This window comes from Alkalihalobacterium sp. APHAB7 (assembly GCF_048323755.1).
In the GTDB taxonomy this organism is placed as follows: Bacteria; Bacillota; Bacilli; order Bacillales; family Bacillaceae_F; genus Alkalihalobacterium.
This window is the reverse complement of sequence record NZ_JBLWFS010000011.1, coordinates 108,177-134,717: the sequence shown is the minus strand read 5'-3', so window position 1 is coordinate 134,717 and position 26,541 is coordinate 108,177. Positions and strand designations below refer to the sequence as shown.

Here is a 26,541-nt window from a genome sequence, read left to right as displayed (position 1 = left end):
TGAAGTTCTAACCTCGAACCGTGATCCGGTTCAGGGACAGTGTCAGGTGGGCAGTTTGACTGGGGCGGTCGCCTCCTAAACAGTAACGGAGGCGCCCAAAGGTTCCCTCAGAATGGTTGGAAATCATTCGCAGAGTGCAAAGGCATAAGGGAGCTTGACTGCGAGACCTACAAGTCGAGCAGGGACGAAAGTCGGGCTTAGTGATCCGGTGGTTCCGCATGGAAGGGCCATCGCTCAACGGATAAAAGCTACCCTGGGGATAACAGGCTTATCTCCCCCAAGAGTCCACATCGACGGGGAGGTTTGGCACCTCGATGTCGGCTCATCGCATCCTGGGGCTGAAGTAGGTCCCAAGGGTTGGGCTGTTCGCCCATTAAAGCGGTACGCGAGCTGGGTTCAGAACGTCGTGAGACAGTTCGGTCCCTATCCGTCGTGGGCGTAGGAAATTTGAGAGGAGCTGTCCTTAGTACGAGAGGACCGGGATGGACACACCGCTGGTGTACCAGTTGTTCCGCCAGGAGCATAGCTGGGTAGCTACGTGTGGACGGGATAAGCGCTGAAAGCATCTAAGCGTGAAGCCCCCCTCAAGATGAGATTTCCCATTACGTTAAGTAAGTAAGACCCCTTAGAGATGATGAGGTTGATAGGTCTCGGGTGGAAGCGTGGCGACACGTGGAGCTGAGAGATACTAATCGGTCGAGGACTTATCCAAATAATAAAGCGTTGAATTTATCTAGCCATTATCCAGTTTTGAGAGAACCACTCTCAACTAAATAGGATTTATTAAAGTCCAGTAAAATTGTTAGAAGCGAGTAGTTCGAGGCGACAAGTTCACGAGTAGCGGAATGTACGTTTAAAGGGTACATGAGCAACGCAGTGATCGCAGTCAACGAAGACATACGAAGCTTATCACAATTTTAGAAGGATTTTCAGAAGCAAGAATTTCAAGGAAGTGAAGTCCTGAGGAACGGATCGTATCTAATACGTGAGTACCGGAAGGGCAAAACTGACAAAGAAATTCGAAGCTTATCAAAATCCGTAAAGTCTAGTGGCGATAGCGAAGAGGTCACACCCGTTCCCATGCCGAACACGGAAGTTAAGCTCTTCAGCGCCGATGGTAGTTGGGGGCTTCCCCCTGTGAGAGTAGGACGTCGCTAGGCATAAAGCACAATCCCAATGGGTTGTGCTTTTTTAGTATGAAAAAAGGATGAGTTAGCTTCAGGCGGTGAAGAGCTTTGACTCGAAGGTGAGACTCCATGGATTACATCCCCGTAGGAAAGAAAGGTTTAGAGGGACGTCGCTAGGCACAAAGTACAACGCACAACGAATGTGGTTGTGCTTTATTTGGTTTAAAAACATTAATAACTCGTTCGCCGATAAACCTCAAGTAACGCCGATATATTTAATATTGTGCCGATAAAATAAAAGTTACGCCGATATATTTAAAATTACGCCGATATATCAAAAGTTCTGCCGATAAACCAAAGTTCTAGCTCGCTATTTTAAGAAATCATTAAAGTTTTTCATAGCTGGGCTCACTTTAACAGCGTATTCCATAAATTTTTTGTAGCCTTTTTCTACTTTATCGACATCTACTAGGCCATCTTCGTCTAAAACCATCGCTTCAAGCTGTTTTGATATTGGTGGTGTTGTTTCTTTTTTGTTTTTACTTGTGGTTTCTTTCTTTGTTTGTTTTTGTTCTTTCGGTTTAGGGGGTAAAGGATACATAAAGTGATGGGAGAAAGGATTTTCTTCCTCAAATTCATGGTTATCGTAATCAAATGGATTAAAGCCTTGTTGATTTTGAGACCCCGGATGAAAGGGAAACGATTGATTTTGGTTTATATTAGGTCCTGCAGGCGGATTTCCTGAAGAAGATTGAGAGTCTTGGAAGAATGGAAATGATTTATTAGAGAAAAATGGAAACATAATAACCTCCTATATGCTTTGAAAAAAACTTTTTATGACTATTTTATATATAAATTATGTTCAGCCATCAACAGCGGACACGGTAAATACCTAGGGAAATAGAGTTGTAAAATTCTTCAGGTTGTAACACCTTTAAATTAGATAAAAGCCATAAACAAAGTCCTTTCTTCAATCATAGTATGTAACGTACCCGAAACGTAAGGGGAAATGTAGAATGACGGAGCAATACGTGGCGGTAACTGGGAGTTGGCTAGATGCAATCGGTCAGTTTCTTTCAGCAATCGGTTATACGTTACAGTTACAAGAGAAAAGAGACGTAAATCTAAGAAAAGTTGTCATTGGTGAAGGGTTGCAGGCTGTTGGAAATGCACTGCAGGCTGTTGTTGAAGAAGATCCGATAGCGCGAACGGGCGATTGGATCGAAGCAGGGGGTGCTGCAACGACTTCTATAGCTGTTGCATTACAACTTGAAGAGGAAAATCTCGAGTATCAACGATTGGAAGTTCTAGGGGATACATTACAATCTTTAGGTCCAGCTATTTCTGCTTCTGTAGAGGATAACAACGAACTTTTTGTAGCCCTCTATCTACAATCGATTGGAGCTGCAATTGAAGCCATAGGGGCTGTAAAAGAAATTCGCGGTTTAGGTAGGCTCGGCTTACAGTTATCAGCGATTGGTAACTGGATTCAAGCGTTAGGTGCAACGATACAAGCAGTGGTGCTAACGAGGGAATGGCTTCATAGTGAATATGAAGAGCTTCCTAGCCATAGGAATAACGAATAAGAACGAATGAATTTCCATAGGAAGTTTATTCGTTCTTATTTAGGTTTCTTGATACTAAAGATGGCGTATACCTCGCACCCTTTATCCAAAATGGACGGTATATATAAAGGAACACTCTAATATAAATTACTTGAGCTTTAAAGCCATTGGAGGTGATAAAGTGAAGGCAATCATTATTTTATTGGCTTTACTGCCAGTCTTCTGGTTTGTATTGGTAGAAAAGTCGGTGAAGGCACATCGTATGATTGTCGAAAGTGAAAAAGAAGGACATATTACGGTTCGTTATGACGATGGGACATCAGCTGGCAGTGCTGTAGTTTTTGCTTACGACATGTCCGGCGATTTACTATTTGAAGATCAGGTAAATGACAATGGTACATACACTTATGATACAACGATTGAAGTGTATCAAATCATAGCAGATGACGGTATTGAACTAAGAACTAAGGGTAGATATTCTTTGGGGACATATTAGAGACTTTATAGACGCAGGCAATTATGAGAATTATAAATTACAAGTTCGTTACCCAGATGCGACTGTTGAAACCCTGCCACTAGAAAAGATAGGGGTGCAAGCAAGAGTTTACTTTCAACCAACTGAAGAAGGAGAGTATGTATTTTGGGCCGAACGAAAACCGAGTACGTACACCCCTGATGGCGGGGAAACGCAATTAAGTTTACAGATGGCAAAAACGACGTTTTATAAAGGAGACGGGGGTGAAACGTCCAGTCAACCAACGGACTTAGCATTAGAAGTTATCCCAACAAACAGTCTCAAAAGCTTTACTACTGGTGTTTTACAAGGGCAAGTGCTATTAGAAGGTGAAGCTGTTCCTGATGCTGCTATTAGTGCCTATGGACCCCAAGGCGAAGTGCTGGAAGGTGTCAGTGATGCAGACGGTCACTTTGAACTGGAGCTTTCTTCACGTGGCGAGTGGTTAATTAAAGCAAATGTTAGGACAGATGACGGTGGAGTATTAGAAGATGAAGACTATACAAAGACGAGTCGAACTTCTACGTTTTTAATTAATACTGAAAATGCTGAGAGTCCAAGCGGCTCAGGAGATGTAAGTATGTGGAGTTTAATCCTAACTGGATTGATCGCTTTATTAGTAGGTTCTGCGCTTACATTACTTTTAACGGGTAGAAAAAACAAAAGTAACTAAAACTTCGATAGTCTAAACCATCTATTTCATATAGATGGTTTTTTATAATCAACGCATAATTTTGAAGGGGTTGGTAAATATTATGAGATAAAGTATTTATTGGAAAAAATAGAGAGTTGGTGTAACAAATGCCATCTATTATATCGGTTAGTACAGTAAACCCTCCACACACCTTAACGCAAGATGTGACTACTGAGTTTGCGAAGGAATTGTTCGAGTCTGATTTTCAAGATATTGAGCGATTGCTAAAAGCCTTTCAAAATGGGCAAATCGAAAAGCGAAACTTTTCTGTACCGATTACTTGGTTTAAAGAAGATCACACACTAGAGGAAAAGAATAACTTATATATTGATCGTGCGGTTCAGTATGGGGCTGAAGCGATAACAGCCTGCTTAACGAGCCGGGATTTTTTACATACGTCTATTGATTATTCAGAAGTTGATGCGATTATATTTATTTCGAGTACAGGAATGGCGACACCTAGTATTGATGCCAGAGTTATGAATGTCCTCCCCTTTTCTCCAAATACGAAAAGAATTCCTTTATGGGGGTTAGGGTGTGCTGGTGGAGCGGCGGGGTTGAGTAGAGCTTATGAGTACTGTCGTGCGTATCCAGAAGCCAAAGTGCTTGTACTATGTATTGAGTTATGCAGCTTAACGTTTCAAAGAAATGACCGTACTAAAAGTAATTTAATTGGAACGTCTCTTTTCGCAGATGGAGTTGCTTGTGCTTTAGTTTGTGGAGACCAAGTAGAGGTTCAACAATATTCGCAACAAAAGATTCCATCTATTATCGGAACACATTCCTGTTTAATGCCTCAGTCTGAAGATGTCATGGGGTGGGATATAAAAGATGAAGGGTTATACGTTGTGTTCTCAAGGGATATCCCAAACATCATTCGAAATTGGTTACAACCGGTGATTAAGGAATTTTTAAATGAACATGAACTTACGTTGAAGGATATCTCCTATTTTGTTGCCCATCCTGGAGGAAAGAAAGTCCTTGAAGCATATGAAGACGCTTTAGGAATGGGTTCGGAATTCACGAGATATTCGCGAGAGGTGCTGCAAGCGAATGGGAATATGTCTTCACCAACCGTATTATACGTTTTAAAAGAGATCATGAAATTAGATCATGATACAGGGGAATGGGGACTTTTAGGTGCTTTAGGTCCTGGTTTCTGTTCAGAATTACTATTACTTAATTGGAGTGATTAGGAGGACGTAGACGTTGTTATTCTTTATTATCCTTTCTATTGTAATAACACAAAGACTAGTGGAGTTACTGATTGCTAAATCAAATGAAAAATGGATGCGAAGTAGGGGGGCATATGAAGTTGGACAAGCGCAATATAAATATATCGTTCTTGTACACGTGTCCTTTTTTATCAGTTTTATTTCTGAAGTTGTCTTTTTACAAAAAACACCGGCTAGTTGGTGGTGGATCCCTTTTGTCTTTTTTATCATCGCCCAATCAATGAGAGTTTGGAGTCTCTCGTCATTAGGACGCTTTTGGAATACAAAAATCATTATTCTTCCAGGGGCCAATGTGGTAGCTAAAGGGCCCTATCGTTTTATGAGACACCCAAACTATGTGATTGTAGCGGTAGAGATTTTAATGCTACCGTTAATCTTTCAAGCCTATGCTACAGCTATTATTTTTACGATTGCTAATGCCTTAGTATTATCTGTACGGATTCGACAGGAGGAAGGTGCTCTTCAAGACGCTACAGATTACCAACAAAAATTTGAAAAAAGATTACGCTTTTTTCCAACTATAGAAAAAGAATAATGAAGGACATATAAAAACATACAATAGGTTTCAAAAGTCATTATTTAGGAAAAATATTCAAAAGGTAGAATTGTCTATCTTTTGAATATTTTTTTTGTTATACTAACAAAATTTAAAGCGTCTTTTTAATCAGTTCTAACAGGATGAAGAAAGGCAATTGAAAGAGGAGTGTCTATATGATTAGCTGGTTACTTGATAATTGGTTTATGATCATTATCATTATTTTAGTGATTAATATTATTTATGTCACGTTATTCACGATTCGTATGATTTTTACATTAAAAGGACAGAGGTATTTTGCTGCCGGGGTAAGTGTTATTGAAGTTATTATTTATATTGTTGGTCTTGGCCTTGTATTAGACAATCTAGATCGTATCGAAAATTTAATTGCGTATGCAGTCGGGTATGCTATAGGTGTTCTTATAGGAATGAAAGTTGAAGAAAAGTTAGCTTTGGGGTACATTACCGTGAATGTTATTACGAAAGAATACGAACCAGATATCCCCAATGCCCTTCGAGATAAAGGATATGGGGTTACAAACTGGGTGGCATATGGGCGAGAAGGGGAGCGGCTAATGATGGAAATTCTGACTTCACGAAAATCAGAAGAGCATTTGTATAAAACCATTAAAGCCCTAGATCCTAAAGCATTTATCATTTCTCATGAACCGAAAACCTTTTATGGAGGGTTCTGGGTTAAAGGAATTAGGAGGTAGTTATGAGTAAAAAGCGAAAAAAGTTACGTTTTGAAGTAGGAGAGACAGAATCGATCACGCAATGTCTAGAGCGAATGGACAAGGAAGGCTATCGTCCGACACGGAGAATGGAAGAACCTGTTTTTCAAGAACAATCTAAGAACGGAAAGATAGAAGTGGTTCCAGTGCGTCAAAAAATTATTTTTGAAGGTACGCTAAAGGAAGAAGAATAGTCGCTTTTCGGCGATAATTGTAAAAAACAAAGTAAAAACCGAACATTATTTTTATAAATAAAAACATCGTTCGATTTTAGATTGACAAGTAATCTGACATACTGCTAAGATAAGTATATAAATTGAATATGGACGTACCTCATATAAGTTTGAGAATAAGGCTCAAAAGTTTCTACCTGACGACCGTAAATTGTCAGACTATGAGGGAAAGTAGCTTTTAAGGCCCTAAGTTATCGAGGGGCTTCCAGGTAACTTTTATTTAAGCCTTGCTGTGGTAACTTTCTCTCTAAGTAGAAACCCTAGTATAGGCTTATTTTTATGGAAAAAAAGAGAAAATAAAAGGTCATGATGGAGGGACTTAGAGTGAAACCTATGGTCGGAATCATAATGGGTAGTATTTCAGATTGGGAAACGATGAAACATGCTTGTGATGTATTAGATGAGTTAGGGATAGCCTATGAAAAGCAAGTCGTATCAGCACATCGAACTCCAGACTTAATGTTTGAATACGCTGAAACAGCAAAAGAAAAAGGCTTAAAGGTGATTATTGCTGGTGCTGGCGGAGCTGCGCATTTACCTGGTATGGTAGCAGCGAAAACGGTTCTTCCAGTAATTGGTGTTCCTGTTCAGTCAAAAGCATTAAATGGACTTGACTCTCTCCTTTCAATTGTCCAAATGCCAGGTGGAGTTCCAGTTGCAACGGTTGCCATTGGGAAAGCCGGAGCAACAAATGCCGGATTACTCGCAGCCCAATTCATTGGGGCCTATGACGAAGAAGTAAGTGTAAAGCTTGAAAACCGAAGAGAAGCTACAAAAAAGCAAGTATTAGAAAGCAGTGATCAACTATGAGTAACCAATTGATTGAGCCGGGAAAAACGATTGGAATCCTAGGCGGTGGACAACTCGGAAGAATGATGGCTCTTTCTGCTAGAGAAATGGGTTACCAAATTGCTGTTTTAGAACCTCAAGAAAATTCACCGTGCGGGCAAATTGCCGATATAGAAGTCGTTGCAAATTACAATGATTTGCAAGGTGCACAAGAGCTAGCCGCTAAATGTGATGTGCTTACGTATGAATTTGAGAATATTGATAGCCAAACAGCAAGGTATCTGGATGAAAACTTATATTTACCACAAGGATACAAGCTCCTAGAAACAACACAACACCGTCTAACTGAAAAGAAAGCGATACAAGAATTAGGTTTACCAGTAGCTCCCTATGTTTCAGTTAACGAATTAACAGATTTGGAACAGGGCGTACAAGAGCTAGGTTTACCGGCTGTATTAAAAACATGTCGCGGTGGTTATGACGGAAAAGGTCAGTTTGTGATTAAAACCGATAGCCAAGTACTAGAGGCCTATGAAAGGTTAAAAGCAAGCGGTGAGCTTGTTCTAGAGAAATGGATTACTTTTGAAAAAGAATTATCAGTCATTGTGTCCAGAAATGTTTCTGGACAAGTTGAAACGTTCCCAGTTGCTGAAAATATACATGTAAATAATATTTTGCACCAAACGATTGTTCCAGCAAGGATTGAGGCAAGAATTCAAGGACAAGCCAAAGAGATGGCCATCCGCTTAGCTAGTGGATTAGAAATGGTTGGGACACTTGCTGTAGAAATGTTCTATACGGGTGAAGGTGAACTTTATATAAATGAGTTAGCACCGAGACCACACAATTCAGGTCATTATACGATGAATGCTTGTGAGACTTCTCAATTTGAACAACATATTCGCGCTGTATGTAATTGGCCACTTGGTCATGCGACATTACTAAAGCCAGTCGTGATGGTGAATATTCTTGGGGAACATCTTCCAAGAGTACTGCAAAAAATTGATCAGTTCCAAGATATGAAGCTTCATCTATATGGAAAAGCAGAAGCGAAAAAGGGTCGTAAAATGGGCCATATTAACGTTTTAGCTAATTCAACAGAAGAAGCACTTGATAAAATAAACGCACTTGAAATTTGGTAATTATGCTAGAATGACATCGTAATATATTTCTTAACAGATGATGGAGGCAATGAAATGATCGAACGTTATACACGACCTGAAATGGGTTCAATCTGGACAGAACAAAATCGTTATCAAGCATGGTTAGAGGTAGAGATCGTTGCTTGTGAAGCGTGGGCAGAGTTAGGCATTATTCCAAAAGAGGATGTTCTAAAAATTAGAGAAAATGCAGGGTTTGATGTAAAGCGTATTCTTGAAATTGAAGAAGAAACACGCCACGATGTGGTTGCCTTTACACGTGCCGTTTCAGAAACATTAGGTGAAGAAAGAAAATGGGTTCATTACGGATTAACTTCTACTGACGTTGTAGACACAGCCCTTTCATACTTATTAAAGCAAGCGAACGAAATCCTCGAAAAAGATTTAACGAACTTTATTGAGATCTTAAGAAATAAGGCGATTGAACATAAAACAACGGTTATGATGGGCCGTACTCACGGTGTACATGCGGAACCAACTACATTTGGATTAAAGCTGGCGCTTTGGCATGAAGAAATGAAGCGTAACTTAGAGCGTTTTAAATTGGCGGCAGAAGGTGTATGCTTCGGTAAAATTTCTGGGGCGGTTGGTACGTATGCAAATATTGATCCAGCTGTTGAACAGTCTGTATGTGAAAAATTAGGGCTTCAAGCGGCACCGATTTCAACTCAAACACTTCAGCGTGACCGTCATGCAGAGTACATGGCTACACTAGCGCTAATTGCGACATCAATTGAGAAATTTGCCGTAGAAATCCGTGGATTGCAAAAAAGTGAAACGCGTGAAGTAGAAGAAGCTTTTGCAAAAGGTCAAAAAGGATCTTCAGCCATGCCACATAAACGTAACCCGATTGGATCTGAAAACATGACAGGTTTGGCACGATTAATTCGCGGTTATATGGTGACATCTTATGAAAATGTTCCATTATGGCATGAGCGCGACATTTCACACTCTTCAGCAGAGCGCGTGATCTTACCAGATGCAACCATCGCTCTAAACTACATGTTAAATCGCTTTGGAAACATCGTGAAAAACTTAACGGTGTTCCCAGAAAACATGAAGCGAAACATGGAAAGAACGTATGGCCTTATCTATTCTCAACGTGTCCTTCTTTCGTTAATCGATAAAGGTATGGTTCGTGAAGAAGCCTATGACTTAGTACAACCAAAAGCGATGGAAGCTTGGGAAAAAGGGGTTCAGTTCCGTGAACTAGTAGAGCAGGAAGAAAGAATTACATCTTTACTTTCACCAGAAGAAATCAACGATTGTTTTGACTACAATCATCACTTAAAGCATGTCGATACGATTTTTGATCGTTTAGGATTAGTTTAATATTTATATGGGGAGGTTCTTCTCCCCTACTATCCATTCAACTTTCTTAACTACAATTTGGAGGGCTTCACGTGGAAAAAAGAGGCATGTTATACGAAGGTAAAGCAAAAAGAATATTTGAAACAGATGAACAAGATATTCTGTGGATTGAGTATAAAGATGAAGCCACAGCATTTAATGGTGAGAAGAAGGACACGATCATTGGTAAAGGTCGCTTAAATAATGAGATTACTTCGATAATATTTGAGAGATTAAAAGAAAAAGGTATTGAAAATCATTGGGTAAAAAGACTTTCAGAAACAGAACAACTTGTAAAAAAAGTAACGATTGTTCCACTTGAAGTGGTTGTTCGAAACATTATGGCAGGAAGCTTATCAAAGCGATTAGGTATGGATGAAGGAACGGTAATGGATACACCGATCGTTGAATTTTACTATAAAGATGACGATTTAGGAGATCCGCTCGTTACAGAAGATCACATTCAAGTGTTACAGATCGCGACACCAGAACAGCTAGAGGTCATGCGTGAAAAAGGTTTACAAGTCAATGAAGTTCTTAAAGAAGTGTTTGCAACGATTAATGTACGTTTAGTAGATTTCAAACTAGAATTTGGGATGACCAATGATGGTGAGCTGCTTCTCGCAGATGAAGTTTCACCTGATACATGCCGACTTTGGGATAAAGATACAAACCAAAAATTTGATAAAGACGTTTATCGTCGTAACTTAGGTAACTTACAAGATGGATATCAAGAAATTTTAAACCGTTTAGGAGGATCATCATGTACAAAGTAAAAGTATTCGTCACATTAAAAGAAAGTGTTTTAGACCCACAAGGAACTGCAGTTAAAGGATCTCTACATGCTCTAACGTATAACGAAGTAGAAGATGTTCGTATCGGGAAATATATGGAGTTACTAATTGAAAAAAGTGAACAAGACATAGATGCAAGAGTAAAAGAAATGTGTGAAAAGCTTTTAGCTAATACAGTTATTGAAGATTACCGCTTTGAAGTAGAGGAGGCTTAATCTCTATGAAATTTGCAGTTATTGTCTTTCCAGGCTCGAACTGTGATGCAGATATGTACCATGCTATCGCAGATGCGCTTGGCGAGGAAGTTGAATACGTATGGCATGCAGAAACAGACATAGACAGATTTGATGGAATTCTATTACCAGGTGGCTTTTCTTACGGTGACTATTTACGTTCAGGCGCAATCGCTCGCTTTGCCAACGTAATGGAGTCGGTCAATAAAGCTGCTGAAGCTGGAAAGCCTGTACTAGGTGTTTGTAACGGGTTCCAAGTGCTACTTGAAGCAGGATTATTACCAGGTGCAATGAAGCGTAACGAAAATTTAAAATTCATTTGCCGACCAGTTGATTTAGTCGTTGAAAACAATGAAACGATGTTTACTTCAGAATATGAACAAGGACAAGTGATTTCTATTCCTGTCGCTCATGGTGAAGGAAACTACTATTGTGATGAGGAAACACTTGCTAACTTAAAAGAAAACAAGCAAATTGTCTTCAGTTACCGAACAAACGTTAACGGTTCTTTAGAGCAAATCGCTGGAATTATGAATGAACAAGGAAATGTACTTGGGATGATGCCACACCCAGAGCGTGCAGTAGAACCTCTTCTTGGCAGTGAAGACGGATTAAAATTATTTAAATCAATTTTGCGAAACTGGAGGGAAACCCATGTCACTACATCGTGAACCAACTCCTGAAATGATCAAAGAACAAAAAATATATGCAGAAATGGGATTAACAGACGAAGAATTTGGTATGGTGGAGTCCATTTTAGGTCGCCTTCCTAACTATACAGAGATCGGACTATTCTCCGTTATGTGGTCTGAGCATTGTAGTTATAAAAACTCAAAAGTTCTTTTGAAAAAATTCCCGGTTACTGGTGAAAAGGTACTTCAAGGACCTGGTGAAGGTGCTGGAATTATTGACATCGGTGATGAGCAGGCGGTTGTTTTCAAAATCGAAAGTCACAATCATCCATCTGCCATTGAGCCATACCAAGGAGCAGCAACAGGTGTAGGTGGAATCTTGCGCGATGTATTCTCAATGGGAGCTCGTCCGATTTCAATTTTAAACTCACTTCGATTTGGTGAACTGACTTCACCAAAAGTAAAATATTTATTTGAAGAAGTAGTAGCAGGAATTGCTGGATACGGAAACTGCGTTGGTGTTCCGACAGTTGGCGGAGAAATACAATTTGATCCTTGCTACGAAGGAAACCCGCTTGTAAATGCGATGTGTGTTGGTTTAATCGACCATAAAGATATTAAAAAAGGACAAGCAAAAGGTGTAGGAAACACAGTCATGTATGTTGGTGCTTCTACAGGCCGTGATGGTATTCACGGGGCAACTTTTGCTTCAGAAGAACTGAGCGAAGCGTCAGAAGAAAAACGTCCAGCCGTTCAAGTTGGGGACCCGTTCATGGAGAAACTATTACTTGAAGCAAGTCTAGAAATTATCCAATCTGATGCATTAGTTGGAATTCAAGACATGGGAGCTGCTGGTCTGACATCATCTTCTGCAGAGATGGCAAGTAAAGCAGGTTCAGGTATTGTGATGAACTTAGATGAGGTTCCACAACGCGAAAAAAATATGACAGCTTATGAAATGATGTTATCTGAATCTCAGGAACGTATGCTAATCGTTGTTAAAAAAGGCAGAGAAGCTGAAATCCGTGAGATCGTTGAAAAGTGGGGCTTAATGTCTCGTGAAATTGGTTATGTAACAGATGATAAAAAGTTACGCCTTCTTCACAACGGTGAAGTGGTTGCCGATGTACCAGTAGATGCACTTGCTGAAGATGCACCTGTTTATCACAAACCGTCTAAAGAGCCAGCTTACTATAGCGAATTCCAAGCACAAGAAAACGTGGCTCCTGAAGTAACAGATGCTAAGGAAACGTTAATTAACTTACTTTCACAACCTACAATTGCTAGTAAAGAGTGGGTTTATGATCAATATGATTACATGGTTCAAACGAATACTGTCGTTTCACCGGGTTCTGATGCTGCGGTTGTTCGTATTCGTGGAACAGAAAAAGCATTAGCGATGACAACAGATTGTAACTCTCGCTATTTATATTTAGATCCAGAAGTCGGCGGTAAGATTGCGATTGCTGAAGCTGCACGTAATATTGTATGTTCGGGTGCTGAGCCACTAGGAATTACAGATTGCTTAAACTACGGTAACCCAGAACGCCCAGAAATCTTCTGGCAATTAGAAAAGTCAACAGACGGAATGAGCGAAGCTTGTCGCGCGTTTGGAGTTCCAGTTATCGGTGGGAACGTTTCTCTATATAATGAAAGAAGTGGAGAAGCGGTTTACCCAACACCTACCATTGGGATGGTCGGTTTAATCGAAAAAACAGAATATATTACTACACAAAACTTCAAGGATGCAGGAGATGTGATTTACCTTCTAGGTGAAACGAAGAAAGAATTCGGCGGAAGTGAACTTCAAAAGTTAGTAGAAGGCCGCATTTTTGGTAAAGCACCTGCGATTGACCTTGAAGAAGAAAAAGGACGTCAACAACAATTACTAGGAGCGATCCGCGCCGGACTTGTTCAATCTGCTCATGATATTGCAGAAGGTGGATTAGGAGTAGCGGTTGCAGAAAGTATGATTGATGGAGAAGTTGGAGCTTCTGTAATTATTGGTGAGGATGTCGTTACAGAACTGTTTGCTGAGTCTCAATCACGTTTTATTGTTACAGTGAAAAAAGAACATCAAGAACAATTTGAACAAATCGTGGATGCTAAAGTGATCGGGGAAGTAACAAATGATAAAGTATTAACAATTGCATCAAATAACGATGTATTGTTTACGGCAACACAAGAAGAACTTGCTACTGCTTGGAAAGGAGCTATTCCATGCTTGCTGAAATCAAAGGCTTAAACGAAGAGTGTGGGGTATTTGCCGTCTGGGGACACAAAGACGCGGCTCAAATCACGTACTACGGTTTGCACAGCCTTCAACACCGGGGTCAAGAAGGTGCAGGGATTATCGTTACAGATGGAGAAAAACTAACGGCTCATAAAGGTCTAGGTCTTGTTAATGAAGTATTTGCTTCAAAAGACTTTGAAACTCTTTATGGTAAAGCAGCAATTGGTCACGTTCGTTATGCAACAGCAGGAGGAGGCGGACTAGCTAATGTTCAGCCGCTTCTCTTCCGCTCTCAGACGAGCAGTCTAGCTATTGCACACAATGGAAATCTAGTAAACGCAAATCAATTAAAGCACCAACTCGAAAGCATGGGAAGTATTTTTCAATCAACTTCCGATACGGAAGTGTTAGCTCATCTTATTAAAAGAAGTACGTATCCACGTCTAGAAGATAAAATGATGAACTCGTTAACAATGATAAAAGGGGCCTACGCTTTTGTCGTGTTAACGGAAGATAAATTGATGGTCGCATTAGATCCAAATGGGTTAAGACCACTTTCGTTAGGGAAATTGGGAGATGCGTATGTTGTAGCATCTGAAACTTGTGCATTTGATGTAGTTGGAGCAAAATTTGAACGAGAAGTAAAGCCTGGTGAACTGATCGTCATTGACGATGAAGGAATCAGGAGTGAAGTGTTTGCTCAATCTTCAGGAAGAGCAATTTGCAGTATGGAGTACATTTATTTTGCTCGTCCGGATAGTAATGTCGATGAAATTAATGTTCATAAAGCGCGTAAAAACTTAGGGAAGCAACTCGCCCTGCAAGCACCGATTGAAGCAGATGTCGTGACAGGGGTACCTGACTCGAGTATTTCAGCAGCGATTGGCTACGCGGAGCAAACAGGAATTCCATACGAACTAGGATTAATCAAAAACCGATACGTCGGGCGCACATTTATTCAGCCTTCACAAGAATTACGTGAACAAGGTGTAAAGATGAAGCTTTCTGCGGTCCGTGGTGTAGTTGAAGGTAAGCGTGTCGTGATGATTGATGACTCGATCGTACGTGGTACAACTAGTCGTCGAATTGTAAGAATGTTAAGAGAAGCAGGGGCAACTGAAGTTCATGTTCGTATTAGTTCACCGCCAATCACGAATCCGTGCTTTTATGGTATAGATACCTCTACAAAAGAAGAGTTAATTGCTTCTAGTCATAGTATTGAAGAAATGAGAGAAATGATGGGGGCAGACAGCTTAGAGTTTTTAAGCGTTGAAGGAATGCTTGAAGGAATTGGCAGATCAAATGAAGATACGAATTGCGGACAATGCGTAGCATGTTTTACAGGAAGTTATCCAACAGAAATATATCCTCATACGATGCACCCTCACGATAAGTGCTAGAGTACGGGGACAGGAGGAAAAACGATGTCTGAAGCATATAAAAAAGCTGGAGTCGATATAGAAGCAGGCTATGAAGCCGTAGAACGAATGAAAAAGCATGTGGCAAGAACAAAGCGCCCAGAAGTATTAGGGGGATTAGGATCATTCGGCGGAATGTTTGATCTTTCTCAATTTAATCTTAAAGAGCCTGTGCTCGTTTCAGGAACAGACGGTGTAGGTACGAAGCTAATGCTCGCATTTATGATGGATAAACACGATACAATCGGAATTGATGCTGTTGCGATGTGTGTAAATGATATTGTCGTTCAAGGAGCCGAGCCTCTTTATTTCCTTGATTACATTGCGTGTGGGAAGGCCGTACCGGAACGAATTGAAGCGATCGTTAAAGGAATAGCAGATGGATGTGAACAAGCAGGCTGTGCAATCGTCGGCGGTGAAACAGCAGAAATGCCTGGAATGTATTCTGAAGAGGAATATGATTTAGCTGGATTTGCTGTTGGAATTGGTGAAAAGTCGAAACTTATTACGGGTAATGAGATTAAAGAAGGCGATGTGATCATCGGACTCGCTTCCAATGGACTTCATTCCAATGGATTTTCCCTAGTGCGTAAAGTTTTACTAGAACAAGCACAATTATCCTTACAAGAAGAGGTTCCTAGTTTAGGAAGAACTTTAGGGGAAGAGTTATTACAACCTACAAGAATATACGTGAAACCACTACTTAAAGTTATAGGAAACTACAACATTAAAGGTCTAGCGCATATTACAGGCGGTGGCTTCTATGAAAACCTACCGAGAATGCTGCCAGACGGTGTAGGTGTCCATATTGATTTCGGTTCATGGCCGATCCAACCAATTTTTGAGTTCATTCAAGAAAAAGGTGAAATTACAAGTAAGGACATGTTCTCTACGTTTAACATGGGTATTGGGATGGCAGTCGTTGTCTCAGAAAGTGAGATGCACCCAGTTCTGCAAAAGTTAAATGAATTTGGTGAAAAAGCCTATATTATTGGAAGAGTAACAGGTGATGAGGGAGTTTCTATCGGAGGACTCGAGTAATGAAAAAAATAGCTGTTTTCGCATCGGGAAGTGGTTCCAATTTCCAAGCGATAATTAATGAGGTCGAGCGAGGCGAGCTAAGTGCTCACATCGCTCTTCTCGTTTGTGATAAATCTGAAGCAAAGGCGATTGAAAGGGCAAAAACTCACGGAATTGACACGTTTGTTTTTAACCCGAAAGCCTATGTGAGTAAGGATGAATTTGAACAAAAAATTGTTGATGAATTACAAAAAAAAGATGTTGAGTTTGTTGTGCTTGCGGGATATATGCGTTTAATTGGTACAACGTTATTGCGTGCTTATGAAGGAAAAATTGTTAATATTCACCCTTCTTTATTACCATCTTTTCCTGGAAAAGATGCAATTGGACAAGCTCTTCTTGCAGGTGTAAAAGTAACAGGCGTTACGATCCACTATGTGGATGAAGGAATGGACACGGGACAAATTATCGCTCAAGAAGCAGTTACTATAGACGAAGATGAAACAAGAGAAACATTAACGACGAAAATCCAACAGGTAGAGCATCGCCTGTATTATAAAACTTTAAAAGAACTTTTATCGATATAAGGAGGACACTAAGATGGCAGTCAAACGTGCATTGGTTAGTGTATCAAATAAAGAGGGGATTGTTCCTTTCGTTCAACAATTAGTGGAGTTAGGTGTTGAGGTTGTTTCAACTGGAGGAACAAGAAAAGCACTAGAAGAAGCTGGTGTTAGTGTGATCGGAATTTCTGAAGTAACAGGATTTCCAGAGATCTTAGATGGACGTGTTAAAACATTACACCCTAATATTCACGGCGGCCTTTTAGCTATGCGTGAAAGTGAAGACCATCTTTCGCAACTACAAGAACATAACATCACACCAATCGATTTAGTTGTTGTTAACTTATATCCATTCCAACAAACAATTGCTAAGCCTGACGTTACATTTGCAGATGCAATTGAAAACATAGACATTGGCGGTCCGAGCATGCTGCGTGCTGCTGCGAAAAACCACGCACATGTAACCGTTGTTGTGGACCCAGTAGATTACGACACAGTTATCGCTCAACTGAAAGAAGACAGTAAAGTGGCAGAAGATACTCGCAAGAAATTAGCTGCCAAAGTTTTCCGTCATACAGCAGCTTACGATGCGGTCATTGCTGAATACTTAACGAACGAAGTAAATGAAGAAAATCCAGAATCATTAACAGTAACGTTTGAAAAGAAACAAGATCTTCGCTACGGGGAGAATCCTCACCAAAAAGCAGCGTTTTATCGTAAGCCACTAGGACCGACGACTTCAATCGCACAAGCTGAACAGCTTCACGGTAAAGAGTTATCCTATAACAACATTAACGATGCTGATGCAGCCGTAGCTATCGTAAAAGAGTTCCAAGAGCCGGCAGTCGTTGCAATTAAACATATGAACCCTTGTGGTGTAGGTGTAGGAGAAACAATTGAGCAAGCGTATGATAAAGCCTATGAAGCAGATCCAGTATCGATCTTCGGTGGGATCATTGCAGCTAACCGGGAAGTAGATCGTGAAACGGCTTTAAAAATGAAAGAAATTTTCTTAGAAATTATTATTGCACCTTCATTTACTGAGGAAGCTTTAGAAATTTTAACAACGAAGAAGAATTTAAGATTATTAACGTTACCGATTGAAAAAGCGAATAAAGCTGAGCTAAAACTGACGACGATTCACGGTGGTGCACTCGTTCAAGAAGAAGATACATTCGGATTAGACGAGGCTACAATTAAAGTAGCAACGAAGCGTGAACCAACGGAAGAAGAGTGGAAGGCGTTGGAATTAGCTTGGAAAGTTGTAAAGCACGTTAAATCGAACGCAATCGTATTAGCTAAAAACGAAATGACAATCGGTGTAGGTGCAGGTCAAATGAACCGTGTCGGTGCCGCTAAAATTGCAATCGAGCAAGCAGGACAAGAAGCAAACGGTGCTGTAATGGGTTCTGATGCGTTCTTCCCAATGAGTGATACAGTAGAAGAAGCAGGAAAAGCTGGAATTACGGCTATAATCCAACCAGGTGGTTCTATTCGTGATGAAGACTCAATTGCCAAGGCTGATGAGTTAGGCATCGCTATGGTATTAACAGGGGTTCGTCATTTTAAACACTAATCAGACGGAGGGGACGTTTCATGAAAGTACTAATCGTAGGTAGTGGTGGACGCGAGCATACAATGGCTTGGAAGGTCGCACAAAGCTCGAAAGTAGCACAAGTATTTGTTGCACCAGGAAATGCAGGAATGAAAGATGTTGCTACCATTGTTGAAATACCTGAAAATGACCACGAACAACTGATTGAATTTGCTAAAAAAGAGCAAATTGATTTAACGATTGTCGGACCAGAAGCACCGCTATTAGATGGTATTGTCAATCGCTTTAAAGAAGCGGGCTTAAAGATCTTTGGCCCGGAAAAAGAAGCTGCTTTAATCGAGGGAAGTAAATCGTTTGCTAAAGAGATCATGCATAAATACAAAATCCCAACAGGTTATTATGAGACATTCACTTCATATGAAGAAGCAAAAGCATACGTAGAAGAAAAGGGAGCACCTATAGTCATTAAAGCCGATGGATTGGCAGCGGGTAAAGGTGTTGTCGTTGCAATGACGATTGAAGAAGCGACAAACGCTCTTTACGAAATGCTTGAAAATAATCAATTTGGAAAAGCAAGTGCGAAAGTAGTAATCGAGGAGTACTTAGCAGGAGAAGAACTGTCTTTAATGGCATTCGTCCATGGTGATGTTGTTCTTCCGATGGTTGGTGCTCAAGATCATAAACGTGCTTATGACAATGATGAAGGACCTAATACGGGTGGTATGGGCGCATATTCACCAGTACCGCAATTTAACGAAGCTTCCGTTCAAGAAGCAGTCGAAAAAGTATTACAACCAATGGCGAACGCAATGATTTCAGAAGGCCGCAGCTTTACGGGTATTTTATATGCTGGTTTAATGATGACAGATCAAGGACCTAAAGTCATTGAGTTTAATGCTCGCTTTGGAGATCCTGAAACCCAAGTAGTTTTACCTCGTTTAGTGACGGACATGGTGGATGTTATTAATGGACTTCTAGATGGTGAGAAAGTTGAACTAAAATGGTCAAACGAAGCAGTTGTTGGTGTTGTGATGGCTTCAAAAGGGTATCCTTTAGCTTATGAAAAAGGTGCTGTAATTGAAGGTTTGCAAGAAGTAGATTCACAAACGCTGGTGTTCCACGCTGGAACCAAATTAGAAAAAGATCAATTTGTAACAAACGGCGGAAGAGTCTTACTTGTTGCTCGTAAAGACAACAGCCTGCAAGCAGCTCAAGAAAAAGTGTACGAAGAGATTACGAAAGTAAAGAGCGATGGCTTGTTTTACCGTACAGACATCGGAAACAAAGCTATCGGGCGCGCTTTTTCCTCATAAACAAATAAATAATCGCAACAATTGAACCAATGATTGATGCATAAACAAATAAAGAATCAATCGCAAATTCCATAAAATTTCATCTCCTTTATAATAAGAGAGGCTGTACTCAAAATGGTTGAGATAGCCTCCTTTTTTATAATAGCTTTGCTAACGACATGATTTAGTCAAAATACGTTGAATTTAGGCTCACCGTCATTTCAAACGCCTTTCAGCAACTGGAAGGTTGAAAAACGAAATGCTACGATGGTGAACACCAGCAAAAATAACTCAAAAGTTTGAGAAATTGTTCTTATACAAAAAGTTAGCGGATACCAGGGCCGTTATTTACTAATTCTTGTGATGTTTATAAAGGATTCCAAGCAAATAGCGTCCTCTCAGTCCGCTAAAAAAATTCCATTAGTAGTTCTAGCGCAAGCCCCCATCGACTAGCGAGACTTCCCTCACCTTCGTACGATAAGTCAACATCGACTCACTGGCGATCGTCGTGTTTCCTTTATCTCCTACTGTTCAGTCCAGTCCTTACGGCGCTTAACGGTTGCTTGCGCTTTTCTTGACATGATTTAGTTCGTCAGTTCATAGAGTAATGAACGAACCTTAAATGGTATCAACTGTTTCTTGTAGCTTTTCACTGTCAACATTCATTTGTTGTTCATTATTTTGTTTTTTCATTTGTACGATTTGTTCTTCAAACATGTATGTTAAAGGACAAAAACGAGTAAAGCCTTCTGCCACTTTCATTGCGCCCATCATTGCGACAAACAATGGCATACTTCTATATGGTTTTTTCACTAACTTTGCTGTGGCCCAAGCAAGGACAGTAAATCCACAAGTAATACGAACAAATGCGTTAATCATTCCAATATTTGGTTTCATTTCACTGACAACACCTTTCTGACAGACTATTTTGTAAAATTTCTAATAAATTGTATAACTTTAATGTGTTAAACGGTGAAAATATGTTACGATAATATAAATTAGCTCAAGTAGAAATGGGTGAAGTTAAAATGGCTGAACGTATCTATCGTTGGACAAAGAAACTTTTAAGACAACAACTAGCGGTCATTCGTGGAGAGTTAGCCCCTACTGTTGTATTAAAAAATGCAACATATCTTAATAGTGTAAGAAAAAAATGGCTTAAAGCCCATATATGGATTTACGAAGATCGGATCGTCTATGTAGGAGACCAAATGCCTACACAATATAAAGGGACTTCTATTATTGATTGTAGCGACCAATATATCGTACCAGGGTATATTGAACCGCATGCTCATCCTTTTCAGTTATATAATCCCCATAGTTTTGCTAAATATGCATCAACTCGAGGGACGACTACATTGATTAATGATAATCTAATGTTCTTTTTACATCTTGAAAAAAAGAAAGCGCTTACGCTGATTGAAGAGCTAGATGAACTTCCGACCTCTATGTACTGGTGGTGTCGTTATGACGCACAGACCGAATTAGACGGGGAGGAAGAGTGTTTTTCTAATTCGAGAATGAAAGCTTGGCTCGAACACCATCTTGTCGTTCAAGGAGGAGAGCTAACGTCTTGGCCGAAAGTGTTAGCTGGGGACGATTCCATTCTTCATTGGATGCAAGAAACAAGGCGCTTACGAAAGCCGATTGAAGGACACTTTCCTGGAGCGTCTGAACGAACGCTTACTCAAATGGCATTATTAGGTGTAACTTCAGATCACGAAGCGATGACAGGTGAAGATGCGGTCATGAGGTTAAATCTAGGGTACACTACATCTTTACGACACTCCTCTATTCGTCCCGATTTACCAAGGTTGTTAAAAGAAATGTTGGAATTGGGTGTAGATGATTTTACGAACTGTTTATTAACTACTGATGGTTCGACTCCTACATTTTATGAGCGAGGAGTAATTGACCATTTAATTCAAATTGCCATTGAAAGTGGTGTCCCTCTAGTCGAAGCTTACAACATGGCATCTTATAATGTGGCTAAATACTATAATTTAGACTATAAGATTGGAATGATTGCACCAGGACGAATTGCACATCTAAACTTTTTATCAGAAAAAGACAACCCTGTCCCTACTTCAGTAATGGCAAAAGGTCAATGGGTTGTTCGCGATAATGCTATTGTCCAAAATTATGAAAGTTTTCCGTGGGATCAATATGAGATGAGACCATTGCAGTTAGATTGGGATATTACAGAAGAGGACCTTCATTTTTCAATGCCAATGGGGATCGAATTAGTGAACTCTGTTATTCTTAAGCCATTCCAGATAACGGTTGAAGGAACAGGTGAAAATCTATCTAAGGAACACAATGAGAGCTTTTTTGTCTTACTCGATCGAAAAGGTAAATGGCGGATTAATACCATAATAAAAGGTTTCGGCAATAAAGTTTCTGGTTTTGCGAGTTCGTTTTCGAATACAGGCGATATCGTGGTAATCGGAAAAAATAAAAAAGATATGATGTTTGCGTTTAAACAATTAAAACAACAAGGTGGAGGTATTGTCCTTGTTGAAGACGGGGAAGTCATTAGTGCTATTCCTTTAAGTTTAACGGGAATTATGTCCGACCAAGCAATGGAAGAAGTAATTGAGCAAGAGAAAGGTCTTGTTAGAGAATTAAAGAAACGTGGTTATGCATACGAAGATCCTATTTATAGTTTATTATTTTTCTCGTCTACACATTTACCGTACATTCGGGTAACACAACATGGAATTTATGACGTTTATAATAAAAAAGTACTCTTTCCTTCAATTATGCGTTAAACTATTAAAGAACAATTATCATTATGGGTCAAAGGTCGTGTAATCATTGAAGAATTCATCGAAATTATTATTAACAGCAGTGTTAGCAATAACGATCAGCATGACAGGATGCAAAAAAGATAAAGAAACGGTTCAAGATGATATTGATCCTGTTAAACAAGAAGAGCCTAAAGAAGAGGTTGTTGAATATGAGGCAACTTTTCCGTTAACAGGCATTCCAACTGATTCAGCAATTGACCAGCGCCCATTTGCTGTAACGATTAATAATCATCGTCAAGCTAGACCGCAGTCAGGTTTGTTAGAGGCGGATGTTGTATATGAAGTTCTTTCAGAATATGAAATCACTCGTCTAGTCGCGATCTATCATAGTATGCAGCCAGAAAACGTTGGACCAGTGCGAAGTGCGAGAGGGTATCACATTGACTTAGCCAAGGGCTACGATGCATTTTTCGTAAGTCATGGCTGGAGTCCTGACGCTAAAGAAAGGCTGCTTATACAAAATGAGACAGATTACCTAAATGGTATAGAAGGTAATAATGATGGCGCCTTGTTTAAGCGTTCATCTGAACGAAAAGCTCCTCACAATTCGTATATTACGTATGATAATATTATGAAGGGGTTAGAAGCCAAGGGGTATAATCTAATGGGTGAACCGGCACCGTTAACCTTCTATGAAGATGTTGATGTTGAACTTGAAGGAAGCACTGCCGACAGCGTAACGATCGACTATCATAACCTTTATGATGTAACTTATAAGTATGATCAAGCTAATAAAACATTTTCACGGTATAATGGTTCTTATCATGCTGTAGATTATGCAACGTCAGACCCACTGGCTATTCATAACATCTTTGTTGTTGAGACAAAGCATGAAGTCATAGATGATCAAGGCCGACGTAAGATCGATTTAACATCAGGCGGTAAAGGACTATTGTTACAAAAAGGTGTAGCAATCGAAGTAGATTGGGTGAATAAAGACGGGAAAATATTGCCTGAGAAGAATGGTGAGCTGGTGAAGTTAGTACCAGGGCAGACGTGGATTAATATTATTCCAGAAAAGATTGAACAAAGAGTAATTATTGAAGAATAGGAAGAGGTGAAAACATTGCAAATTAATAAGTTACGTGGGAAAGAACTAGACCAACTATTTAATGCAATATTATCGCTAAATGATCTAGAGGAATGTTATCAGTTTTTTGATGACTTATGTACAATAAATGAGATCCAATCGTTAGCTCAACGTTTAGAAGTAGCTCGTATGCTTCAATTAGGATACACGTACCATAAAATAGAAACCGAAACAGGTGCAAGTACTGCTACGATTTCACGAGTAAAACGTTGTCTCAACTATGGTAACGACGGTTATAAAATGACATTAGACCGAGTTCACGGCGAAACCAAAGAAGAAAAAGAATAAAAACCCGGTGCCAGGCACCTTCAACACTGTACAGTGTTAAAGGTGCCTGGCACCTCTTTTTTTCCTCTATATAGTTATATGCTTGAATTGTTTGACTTGGAAAAGACCTGTATCGGTTAGCTTCAAGTCGGGGATAACGGGTAGGGCTAAGAAGGACAACGTTAAAAATGGATTAAAGTTACCCGAGAATCCGACTTCAGCCAGTGAGGTATTTAACGCATTGATTTGTTTTAATGTCTCCTCGTAGTGCTGGTCCGTTAATAACCCGCAAATCGGTAATGATAGACTGCAAACTGACTTACCGTTTTTAACGATTGCTATTCCTCCCTGCATGTCTTCGATCATAGAAATCGCTTCTAACATGTCATCATCATTCGTACCGCAAACAATAATATTATGTGAATCGTGAGCGATCGTCGTTGCAATCGCGCCTTCCTTTAATCGCATGCCTTTCACTATACCAAGCCCAATATTTCCAGTTGCATGATGCCGCTCAATAACCGCCAATTTCAGTTGGTCTTTTTTAATAGAAGGGACAAATGAGCCATCTATGGAAGACACTTCCTCATTTAGATGATTAGTAATTAGTGAATTAGGAATGACTTCAATGATGTTCGCTGTTTTCCCGTTTAATGAGATGTTAAAGTCTTCTTTCGTAACGGGCTGAATGTGCACACTTTTCTTCAGAGATTGAGGTATCATTATATCCTTTTTGTTTGTGGCACTTTCGATAAGTACTCTCTTCTGAACGATGTGCTCGCCTTTTAGAAATACGTCCTCAATTGCAACTTGATTAAGGTCTGAAAGAATAAGCAAGTCGGCATCATAGCCAGGCGCAATTGCGCCTTTGTTTCGTAATTGGAAACATTCTGCAGCATTAAGAGTCGCCATTGAAATTGCTTGTATCGGATCTAACCCCTCGGCAATGGCTAAGCGAACATTGTGATCAATGCTTCCTTCTTCTACTAGATCATCTAGATGTTTATCATCTGTTACGAATAAGCAACGCCTTGAGTTCCGTTCAGTTACGACCGGAAGGAGGGCTTGTAGATCTTTAGCGACTGACCCTTCTCTAATCATTAAATACATCCCACGTTGCAACCGAATTTTAGCTTCTTCTGCATTAACAGCTTCGTGATCCGTTTGGATACCTGCGACTCGATATGTATTAATTCCATATGTATCTAAACCCGCTGCATGACCATCAATCAATTTACCGTGTTCCGTTGCAGAAATTAGCTTGTTCACCATCTGCTCACTACCATTTAAGACAGCAGGAAAATCCATCACTTCAGCTAGTCCTAATACATTTTGGTCGTTATAAAAAGGTACAATATCTTCTGCCTCAAGGACAGCACCGGCATTTTCAAATGAAGTGGCAGGAACACAGGATGGGATCATAAAATAAATATCTAATAAAGACTCCCTGCTGCTTTCAATTAAATATTGAATGCCTTCTGTTCCTGCAACATTTGCAATTTCATGTGGGTCAGCAATCAATGTAGTAACCCCATGAGGAACAAGAACTTTTTCTAGCTGCTGCGGGGTAAGCATGGATGATTCGATATGGACATGACCATCAATAAAAGCAGGACATATATAACCACCTTTAGCATCAAATGTGGAATGGCCTTCATAGGAACCAATTCCAACGATTTTTCCTTTTGTAATTGCTACGTCCTCTTCGATAATTTCCCCATTAAATACATCAATTACTTTTCCATTCGTTATGACAAGATCTGCTTTTTTAGCTGTAGATGCACTATGAATATAATCATAGATGTTATTGCCGATATTCAATTGAAAACCTCCTAATCGTTCGAACCGAAATCATTTTGTATAGTATACCAACCTAATTTTTAAAATGTTAGTTTTTAGTCCAAAAATGTACCAATATTTTTTTCGTGGGTGTATCCTTAGATTGATATCTAATTTTTGATATAATCATTCAGTGTAGATAAATGTTTTCGATGATGGAGGAAATAGTCATGCTTGAATATAAAGATTGGAAGCATGCCTTTAAATTAGATCCGAATAAAGAAATTAGTGATGAGGATTTAGAGGCAATTTGTGAGTCTGGAACAGATGGAATTATTGTAGGAGGAACAGATGGAGTAACCCTAGATAATACCCTTAGTTTATTGGCAAGAATTCGCCGGTATTCAGTACCTTGCGCGTTAGAAGTTTCAAATCTCGAATCATTGACACCAGGATTCGATCATTATTTTATTCCAACTGTTTTAAACAGTAATGATACGCAGTGGATCACGAAACTTCATCATCAAGCTGTAAAAGAGTATGGTCCGATTATGAATTGGGATGAAATTGTAATGGAAGGATATTGTATTCTTAATCCAGATGCCAAAGTTGCCCAATTAACGAATTCAGATACAAATTTACAAGAAGAAGATGTTGTCGCGTATGCACGAATGGCAGAGAACATGTACCAGTTACCTATATTTTATATTGAATATAGTGGAATGTATGGAGAAGTATCAGTTGTAGAAGCGGTAAAAGATGTGTTGAAAGATACCCGCTTATTTTACGGCGGGGGCATAACGAATGCAGACCAAGCCGAAGAAATGGCGCAGTTTGCTGATACAGTCATCGTAGGAAATATCATCTATGATAATATAAAAGCTGCAATTGCTACGGTGCGTACCGTAAAAAAATAGAG

27 protein-coding genes, 2 rRNA genes and 1 riboswitch are annotated in these 26,541 nt (G+C 39.7%); of the genes, 25 read left to right on the top strand and 4 right to left on the bottom strand.

Annotation, left to right across the window (positions count from 1 at the left end):
• Both ACNSTQ_RS12990 and rrf read left to right on the top strand, forming a co-directional pair.
• Positions 1–712, top strand: a 23S ribosomal RNA gene (locus ACNSTQ_RS12990); the annotation flags it as partial.
• A gap of 332 nt (positions 713–1,044) precedes the next feature.
• Positions 1,045–1,160, top strand: a 5S ribosomal RNA gene (gene rrf, locus ACNSTQ_RS12985).
• A gap of 337 nt (positions 1,161–1,497) precedes the next feature.
• On the opposite strand, the gene ACNSTQ_RS12980 is transcribed toward rrf, so the two are convergent.
• The gene (locus ACNSTQ_RS12980) at positions 1,498–1,929 is read right to left on the bottom strand and encodes a hypothetical protein (RefSeq protein WP_418200243.1); all 432 of its coding nucleotides are present in this window, start codon (positions 1,927–1,929) and stop codon (positions 1,498–1,500) included.
• Between the two features lie 214 nt (positions 1,930–2,143).
• Between ACNSTQ_RS12980 and ACNSTQ_RS12975 the strand changes: the two genes are divergently transcribed.
• The 19 genes from ACNSTQ_RS12975 (at position 2,144) to purD (ending at position 19,697) form a co-directional block, all read left to right on the top strand.
• Positions 2,144–2,713: a DUF6944 family repetitive protein gene (locus tag ACNSTQ_RS12975; RefSeq protein ID WP_418200242.1), complete on the top strand. Its 570-nt coding sequence runs from the start codon at positions 2,144–2,146 to the stop codon at positions 2,711–2,713.
• A gap of 160 nt (positions 2,714–2,873) precedes the next feature.
• Positions 2,874–3,188, top strand: coding sequence for a hypothetical protein (locus ACNSTQ_RS12970; RefSeq protein ID WP_418200241.1), 315 nt, complete (start codon positions 2,874–2,876; stop codon positions 3,186–3,188).
• Complete coding sequence (locus ACNSTQ_RS12965) at positions 3,169–3,879, top strand: DUF4198 domain-containing protein (RefSeq protein WP_418200245.1); 711 nt, start codon at positions 3,169–3,171, stop codon at positions 3,877–3,879. Before ACNSTQ_RS12970 ends, ACNSTQ_RS12965 begins: the two co-directional genes overlap by 20 nt.
• A gap of 128 nt (positions 3,880–4,007) precedes the next feature.
• On the top strand, positions 4,008–5,096 hold the full coding sequence (locus ACNSTQ_RS12960; RefSeq protein ID WP_418200240.1) for a type III polyketide synthase: 1,089 nt from the start codon (positions 4,008–4,010) through the stop codon (positions 5,094–5,096).
• A 13-nt stretch (positions 5,097–5,109) separates the two neighbouring features.
• Entirely contained in the window at positions 5,110–5,670 is a 561-nt protein-coding gene (locus tag ACNSTQ_RS12955) for an isoprenylcysteine carboxyl methyltransferase family protein (protein WP_418200239.1), read from the top strand.
• A 176-nt stretch (positions 5,671–5,846) separates the two neighbouring features.
• Positions 5,847–6,386: a DUF2179 domain-containing protein gene (locus tag ACNSTQ_RS12950; RefSeq protein ID WP_418200238.1), complete on the top strand. Its 540-nt coding sequence runs from the start codon at positions 5,847–5,849 to the stop codon at positions 6,384–6,386.
• A gap of 2 nt (positions 6,387–6,388) precedes the next feature.
• Positions 6,389–6,598 carry an NETI motif-containing protein gene (locus ACNSTQ_RS12945; RefSeq protein WP_418200237.1) on the top strand — a complete coding sequence of 70 codons (210 nt, stop codon included), beginning with the start codon at positions 6,389–6,391 and terminating at the stop codon, positions 6,596–6,598.
• 119 nt (positions 6,599–6,717) lie between these two features.
• A riboswitch (purine riboswitch) is annotated at positions 6,718–6,819 on the top strand.
• 142 nt (positions 6,820–6,961) lie between these two features.
• Positions 6,962–7,447: a 5-(carboxyamino)imidazole ribonucleotide mutase gene (gene purE, locus ACNSTQ_RS12940; protein WP_418200236.1), complete on the top strand. Its 486-nt coding sequence runs from the start codon at positions 6,962–6,964 to the stop codon at positions 7,445–7,447.
• Positions 7,444–8,568, top strand: coding sequence for a 5-(carboxyamino)imidazole ribonucleotide synthase (gene purK, locus ACNSTQ_RS12935; RefSeq protein ID WP_418200235.1), 1,125 nt, complete (start codon positions 7,444–7,446; stop codon positions 8,566–8,568). The genes purE and purK overlap by 4 nt, the downstream gene beginning before the upstream one ends.
• A 54-nt stretch (positions 8,569–8,622) precedes the next feature.
• Positions 8,623–9,918: an adenylosuccinate lyase gene (purB, locus tag ACNSTQ_RS12930; RefSeq protein ID WP_418200234.1), complete on the top strand. Its 1,296-nt coding sequence runs from the start codon at positions 8,623–8,625 to the stop codon at positions 9,916–9,918.
• Between the two features lie 86 nt (positions 9,919–10,004).
• A complete protein-coding gene (purC, locus tag ACNSTQ_RS12925; RefSeq protein WP_418200244.1) occupies positions 10,005–10,712 on the top strand; it encodes a phosphoribosylaminoimidazolesuccinocarboxamide synthase in 708 nt (235 codons plus the stop codon).
• Complete coding sequence (gene purS / locus ACNSTQ_RS12920; protein WP_216830196.1) at positions 10,700–10,945, top strand: phosphoribosylformylglycinamidine synthase subunit PurS; 246 nt, start codon at positions 10,700–10,702, stop codon at positions 10,943–10,945. The genes purC and purS overlap by 13 nt, the downstream gene beginning before the upstream one ends.
• 5 nt (positions 10,946–10,950) lie before the next feature.
• Positions 10,951–11,634 (top strand): phosphoribosylformylglycinamidine synthase subunit PurQ, encoded by a 684-nt coding sequence (gene purQ / locus ACNSTQ_RS12915; protein WP_418200233.1) that lies wholly within the window; start codon positions 10,951–10,953, stop codon positions 11,632–11,634.
• Entirely contained in the window at positions 11,618–13,840 is a 2,223-nt protein-coding gene (gene purL, locus ACNSTQ_RS12910; RefSeq protein WP_418200232.1) for a phosphoribosylformylglycinamidine synthase subunit PurL, read from the top strand. Before purQ ends, purL begins: the two co-directional genes overlap by 17 nt.
• On the top strand, positions 13,816–15,228 hold the full coding sequence (gene purF / locus ACNSTQ_RS12905) for an amidophosphoribosyltransferase (RefSeq protein ID WP_418200231.1): 1,413 nt from the start codon (positions 13,816–13,818) through the stop codon (positions 15,226–15,228). Before purL ends, purF begins: the two co-directional genes overlap by 25 nt.
• Positions 15,229–15,252: 24 nt before the next feature.
• Positions 15,253–16,287 carry a phosphoribosylformylglycinamidine cyclo-ligase gene (purM, locus tag ACNSTQ_RS12900; protein ID WP_418200230.1) on the top strand — a complete coding sequence of 345 codons (1,035 nt, stop codon included), beginning with the start codon at positions 15,253–15,255 and terminating at the stop codon, positions 16,285–16,287.
• Complete coding sequence (gene purN, locus ACNSTQ_RS12895; protein ID WP_418200229.1) at positions 16,287–16,853, top strand: phosphoribosylglycinamide formyltransferase; 567 nt, start codon at positions 16,287–16,289, stop codon at positions 16,851–16,853. The genes purM and purN overlap by 1 nt, the downstream gene beginning before the upstream one ends.
• A gap of 13 nt (positions 16,854–16,866) precedes the next feature.
• The gene (gene purH / locus ACNSTQ_RS12890) at positions 16,867–18,405 is read left to right on the top strand and encodes a bifunctional phosphoribosylaminoimidazolecarboxamide formyltransferase/IMP cyclohydrolase (protein WP_418200228.1); all 1,539 of its coding nucleotides are present in this window, start codon (positions 16,867–16,869) and stop codon (positions 18,403–18,405) included.
• Between the two features lie 20 nt (positions 18,406–18,425).
• Complete coding sequence (gene purD, locus ACNSTQ_RS12885) at positions 18,426–19,697, top strand: phosphoribosylamine--glycine ligase (protein ID WP_418200227.1); 1,272 nt, start codon at positions 18,426–18,428, stop codon at positions 19,695–19,697.
• Here the strand turns inward: purD and ACNSTQ_RS12880 are convergent.
• Both ACNSTQ_RS12880 and ACNSTQ_RS12875 read right to left on the bottom strand, forming a co-directional pair.
• Positions 19,672–19,770 (bottom strand): EYxxD motif small membrane protein, encoded by a 99-nt coding sequence (locus ACNSTQ_RS12880; protein WP_373323188.1) that lies wholly within the window; start codon positions 19,768–19,770, stop codon positions 19,672–19,674. The two genes, purD and ACNSTQ_RS12880, sit on opposite strands and share 26 nt — an antisense overlap.
• A gap of 524 nt (positions 19,771–20,294) precedes the next feature.
• Positions 20,295–20,573 (bottom strand): DUF2892 domain-containing protein, encoded by a 279-nt coding sequence (locus ACNSTQ_RS12875; protein ID WP_418200226.1) that lies wholly within the window; start codon positions 20,571–20,573, stop codon positions 20,295–20,297.
• A 131-nt stretch (positions 20,574–20,704) separates the two neighbouring features.
• On the opposite strand from ACNSTQ_RS12875, the gene ACNSTQ_RS12870 reads away from it, so the two are divergent.
• The 3 genes from ACNSTQ_RS12870 to ACNSTQ_RS12860 are packed head-to-tail and all read left to right on the top strand — an operon-like array spanning position 20,705 to position 23,864.
• Complete coding sequence (locus ACNSTQ_RS12870) at positions 20,705–22,447, top strand: adenine deaminase (RefSeq protein ID WP_418200225.1); 1,743 nt, start codon at positions 20,705–20,707, stop codon at positions 22,445–22,447.
• 46 nt (positions 22,448–22,493) lie between these two features.
• On the top strand, positions 22,494–23,537 hold the full coding sequence (locus tag ACNSTQ_RS12865) for a DUF3048 domain-containing protein (RefSeq protein ID WP_418200224.1): 1,044 nt from the start codon (positions 22,494–22,496) through the stop codon (positions 23,535–23,537).
• 15 nt (positions 23,538–23,552) lie between these two features.
• Positions 23,553–23,864 (top strand): YerC/YecD family TrpR-related protein, encoded by a 312-nt coding sequence (locus ACNSTQ_RS12860; RefSeq protein WP_418200223.1) that lies wholly within the window; start codon positions 23,553–23,555, stop codon positions 23,862–23,864.
• A 66-nt stretch (positions 23,865–23,930) separates the two neighbouring features.
• On the opposite strand, the gene ade is transcribed toward ACNSTQ_RS12860, so the two are convergent.
• Entirely contained in the window at positions 23,931–25,664 is a 1,734-nt protein-coding gene (gene ade / locus ACNSTQ_RS12855) for an adenine deaminase (RefSeq protein WP_418200222.1), read from the bottom strand.
• 188 nt (positions 25,665–25,852) lie between these two features.
• Here ade and ACNSTQ_RS12850 point away from each other — a divergent pair, with 188 nt between their 5' ends.
• Positions 25,853–26,539: a heptaprenylglyceryl phosphate synthase gene (locus tag ACNSTQ_RS12850; protein ID WP_418200221.1), complete on the top strand. Its 687-nt coding sequence runs from the start codon at positions 25,853–25,855 to the stop codon at positions 26,537–26,539.
• Positions 26,540–26,541 lie beyond the last annotated feature (2 nt).